The following is a 4,633-nucleotide window of genomic DNA, read 5'->3' as shown; positions in this document are numbered from 1 at the left end:
CCGCCACCGGCGCCGGCGAACCCACCGACACCCACGACGACTGATCCGGACCCACCACCCCACCCGCCGAATCCGACGGACGAAGCGACTGGAAATGGTTCTCCTCATCCAGCCGGTTGATGTGGACGACCGGCAGATCCGGCCGGTTCGGCATCATCTCGTAGGTGTAGGTCGGGTTGTGCACCACGATGTTCACGTTGAGCGCACGGGCGAGAGCCGGCGCCATGTGGTCACCGATGGCGGAGTTCCACAGATCCGAACGGCGCATCGCCTGCTCGAGCAGATGGACCGGTTGCGGCAGGACACCGTTGTCGTTGAGCGACTGCCGCACCAGGGCCATCATCGGCTGGCGGGCGAAGGAGGAGATCCGTGGCAGCTGGCGGAGGGTCGCGGCGTCTCCCCGGTCGATCCGGGCGGCGACCTCGTTGCGGACATCGGTCTCGGTGAGGCCGCCCGGGGTCGGCCTGGTCCCGCCGAGCAGCGCACTGACCTGATTGAGAGACAGATCGCCGGCGATCAGCAGACCGATCGACGGCAGTGAGGAACTGTAACGGCCCGGATTGGCGGCCACGTCCTGCGCGCCCGCCGCGCGCATCGACCGCATGGTCTGGTGCGCACCGCCGGTGGTGTGCACGCCCGGCAGCGTCACGCCCTGGCTGCGTGCGCTGTCCGCGACCGCGGTGATCAGGCAGTTACCGTCGCCCGGGACGTCGTGGGCCGTCATGTTCGGCGGCCTCCTGTTTCCACCCGGCCGCCTGCTGCCACCGGGCTGCGTGCCATCGGCCGGCCTGCCGCTGGCGGGCTTCCTGCCGCCGGGCTTCTTGCCGCCGTCCTTCATTCCGCCGGGCTTCTTGCCGCCGTCAGGCTGCGTACCGTCGGTGGATGTGCTGCCGCCGGGCTGCTTGCTGCCGCCCGGGGTGGTGCCGAACGGGTTCGAGCTGTCGAGCCACTTCCCGGTGCCGCTGACCGGCGTGCCCGGACTGACCGGGCTCAGCGGCGCGGACGGGGGCGCCTCGCCGGCGATCGTCATCGCGTCGGACATCGCGTCCGCGAGATTCGTGCCCGGCATCGGCTTGACCAGCTTGCCGTTGTTGTAGAGCGCCCAGCTCGTCTTGTCGCTCATCGCCCGCTGGTACTGGTGCTTCTGGTCCACCGTCGGATCGGTCAGGCCGTCGTGACGGCTCATCGGCTGCGTCTGCACCAGCACGTAACCCTTGTTGGCGGCGGACAGCCGCTGACCGGCGACCGTGTGATCGTCACCGACCAGCACCACACCCCGGCCGGTCGGCTCCCCGTCCTGCCGGATCGCGTCCAGCTCCGCCTGAATCCGCGTCGTGCTCCGGCCGCCCACCAGCGGCCCGGTCACCGTCGGCGCGCCACGGCCGATCAGCGCGGTCCACCCGTGCGACGACGGCAGCGCGGACACCACCGACTCGTCTGCGGCAGTGGTCCGGTCGCTGCCCAGGTGCAGGCCGGGCGGCGCCACCCGGGACGGCTGCAGCTCGGTCAGCGGGATGCGCACCTGCACGGTCGCCGCGACGTACACCTTCCTGGTGACCGGGTCGCGCTTCAGCGCGTTGCCCGCGTTGGCGAACGCCTTGGCCACCGCGTTGCCGGCGGCGTCCCGGTGGTTCTCGCTGAGGATCAGTTTGCCGGTGGAGCTGTCGCTGATCTGCTCACCGAACGACTCGCCGAAGCGGTTGAGCGAATTGGCCAGCTCGGACAGGCCCTGTGGCGTCTGGCCGGTGACCTCGAAGAGGACGTCGCGCTCACGCACCACGTACGGACGCTTGAGCTGCTCGGACCGGGCGCTGAGCGGCGCTTCCCCACGCGACTGGCTCAGCGCCTTCTTCGCCGCCGCCGCGAAACGGCTGCTCGGGGTCGGCTTCGTCGACTCCTGCACCGCATTGACCACCTCGGCCAGCGCCGGAGCGGTGTCGGCCGGCATAGACCTGCGCCGTGCCGATCGACGTCGAGGACGTCGAGGCGTAGATCGGGAAGTACTCGAAGACCGACGCGGCCAACTCACCCGGCGTGAACTGCTGCGCCACACCGTTCTCGTCCACGAACGTGTCCGACGGCGACCGCCACGGGCCCGCCTTGACCGGCTTGATCTCCAGGTCCAGCTCGTGCGAGAGGCCACCGGTGTAGTTCAGCAGCGTGTGCTGGACGCCGCCGCGGCTGGTGATCGCGTACGTGTTGGCGCCGCCGACCTCGTTGTCGGTGAGGCTTTCGATCTCCGATCGGCGCGCGTCCGGCAGGACCGTCGCCACCGCGTCCGCCATCGCGTGCGCGGCGCTGAACCGGCCGACCGTGAACCGCTCGTTCAGCCCGTCGAACGGCTCCCAGGACGCGATCTCGGCGTCGTCAAAGTGCGGCTGGCCGTCCCGCGCGGTCACCAGCTGCTGCGTGGTGGGCGCGCGGCTGACCTGGATGGCGTCCGGGGTGCTCGTCGTCCGGGGCAGGAAGACGGTGGCCGGGCGGTCACGGCCGTCCGGCGGCGCTGACGTCAGCGGGCGCGTCGTACCGTCGCCCTTCATGAACTCCAGCGTCACGCTGGCGTCGTGCCAGGCGGTGTCCGGATCCGGCGACCGCAGACCCAGGTGGCCCGTCCCCCACACCCACAGGTCGTTCAGGCCGGAGAACAGAGCCGGGGTGATCCGCATCGGAAGCCACTCGGCCTGCGGCGTGACCTTGACCTGAATGGCGAGTTCCATCGGCACATGTACGCGCGCCACGTTGCCCGCCGACTTCGTGATCGGCCGGTGGACCTGCTGGTCACGGTGCTCCTGACCCTTGGCGTGCTGGCGGAACGCGTCGAACGCGGTGGTGACGCCGGTCGTCCGCAGCGCGTTCACCTGGGTGGGCCGCGCGTTCACCGTGCCGGTGAGGCGGGTCCCCCAGTCGAGGGTGGTCGTGCCCTCGCTGCGCACCTCGGTGAAGCCCGACATGGTGTGCGACTCGATGTCGGCGCCGCCGTGCGTCGGCACGCCGTACAGTTCGGTCATCTGGGCGGTGCCGTCGCGGTACCGCTTCGCGGGCCGGGCGATCAGCTCCACCTCGACCACCACCGAGCCCCCGTTGTGGGTGGTCACCTCAGAGACCCGGCCGAGGCGGACCGGCGCGTTCGTCTGACCGGCGCTGAAGAACCGGCGCACACCGGTACGCGTCCCCAGCGACGAGGTCAGCAGCCCGATCCCCTCGTACAACCCGGACTTGTAGGTGTTCGTGCCCGGCGTCAGCACGCCCGGCAGCTCCTTCTGCACCTTCGCGATCGCATCGTCGAAGAGCGCGCGGCCGGTCACGTCCGGCACGGGCGCGGACGCGTCGGACGTCTGATCCGGCGTGGAGTTCTGCTCCGGAGTGGACGTCTCTCCCGGCGTGGCGGCCGGCTTCGGCGTGGCGGCCGGCTTCGGCGCGGGGGCCGGCTTCGTGGCCGGCTCCGGACGCAGCCCGATCTGCACGTCGTTCACCGACGTCACACCCATGCCCTGCCGGGCGGAGATGTTCCGCGGCGCGTAGTACACCTCCTGGCCCGCCTCGGGCTTGCCGCCCGGCGCCGGGAAGAGGGACTTCGCGAGCGCCTTGACCTCCGCCTCGAGCTCCGGCGTCAGGCCGCGGATGAAGACTCCCTCGTCGCGGAGGATCGGCCGCTTCTGGGAGTCCACCTTGCCGGTCTGCCAGGGGCGCGTGTCGTCCGCCGGCCAGGTGTGCTCCAGCGTGTGCCAGACCGTGCGAACGTCGACTTGCCCACGAACGTGACCGGCACCGACAGCGTGTACGTCTTCCCGTCCGCGATGTTGACCCGGTAGTCGGTGCCGAGCCGGCTCTCGCCCTCGCTCTCCTGATGCCCGCGGCCGAAGCGCTCCTGGAAACCGCCGGTGCCGTAGGAGGTCGAGACGCCCGCGCCACCCGCGTGGGTCCGCTGAGTGTCCTGCTTCCGCCGCAGCTCGTTACTGTCCGTGAGCTGGTTGCCGTCCTCGACGTACATCGTCGTGACCGCGTCCGGCCGCGGAATCACCACCTCGGGGATGTCCGACACGTACGCCTGCAGCTCGTGCCGGCCCTCAGGGTCGGACAGCGCACCGGTCTCGAACGGCTGCTCCGTCGAGTGCGACCCGCGCAGCATCGCGTCGATCGCGGCGATCAGCCGGGGGTGGCTGGTGAACACCCGGCGCGACTGGGCGGAGATGGTCGCGTCATTGCCCGGGTTCTGACCGATCAACCATTCGGCGGTACGCCCCTTGAAGATGTCCCGCGTCGACTTGCCGAACGCCTGGTTCAGCGCCGCGGAGCCGCGCACGCCGGTGATGCCCGGCAGGTTCGGCAGGAGCGGCCCGTTCTTCAGCTTCGTCCGGTCGTTGGTGCTGACCGGCCGCGGTGCACCGAGTGGGTCACGATCCGGCGGGCGCACGTCCGAGACCCGCATGTCCGGCACCCAGGTGTCCATCGTGGCCGTCTGGGTCGACTGGGCATCGGTGCTGTACGTCTTCCGCGGAGTCTGGTCGCCGTCGCGGTAGATCTCCGCGTCCAACTCCATGTCGATCGTGAACTTGTGCACCGGCTGACCGAGACCACTGGCCAGAATCACCGAACGACTGGTCTGCTGACCGCTGATCGTGCTGACCGTGTT

Annotated in this window: 2 protein-coding genes; both read right to left on the bottom strand. The window is 70.3% G+C overall.

Annotated elements, in window-relative coordinates:
- The coding region (locus OP04_RS48010; protein WP_033346789.1) for an OTU domain-containing protein at positions 1 to 1,948 on the bottom strand (1,948 nt) is incomplete at its 3' end.
- Positions 1,949 to 3,610: 1,662 nt separating this feature from the next.
- Positions 3,611 to 4,633 (bottom strand): hypothetical protein (locus tag OP04_RS55260; RefSeq protein WP_033346788.1); only part of this gene is annotated, 1,023 nt, incomplete at its 5' end.

It is taken from the genome of Catenuloplanes japonicus (assembly GCF_000717135.1).
GTDB lineage: Bacteria > Actinomycetota > Actinomycetes > Mycobacteriales > Micromonosporaceae > Catenuloplanes > Catenuloplanes japonicus.
The sequence above is the reverse complement of the archived record's forward strand: the minus strand, read 5'-3'. Positions and strand labels throughout refer to the sequence as shown.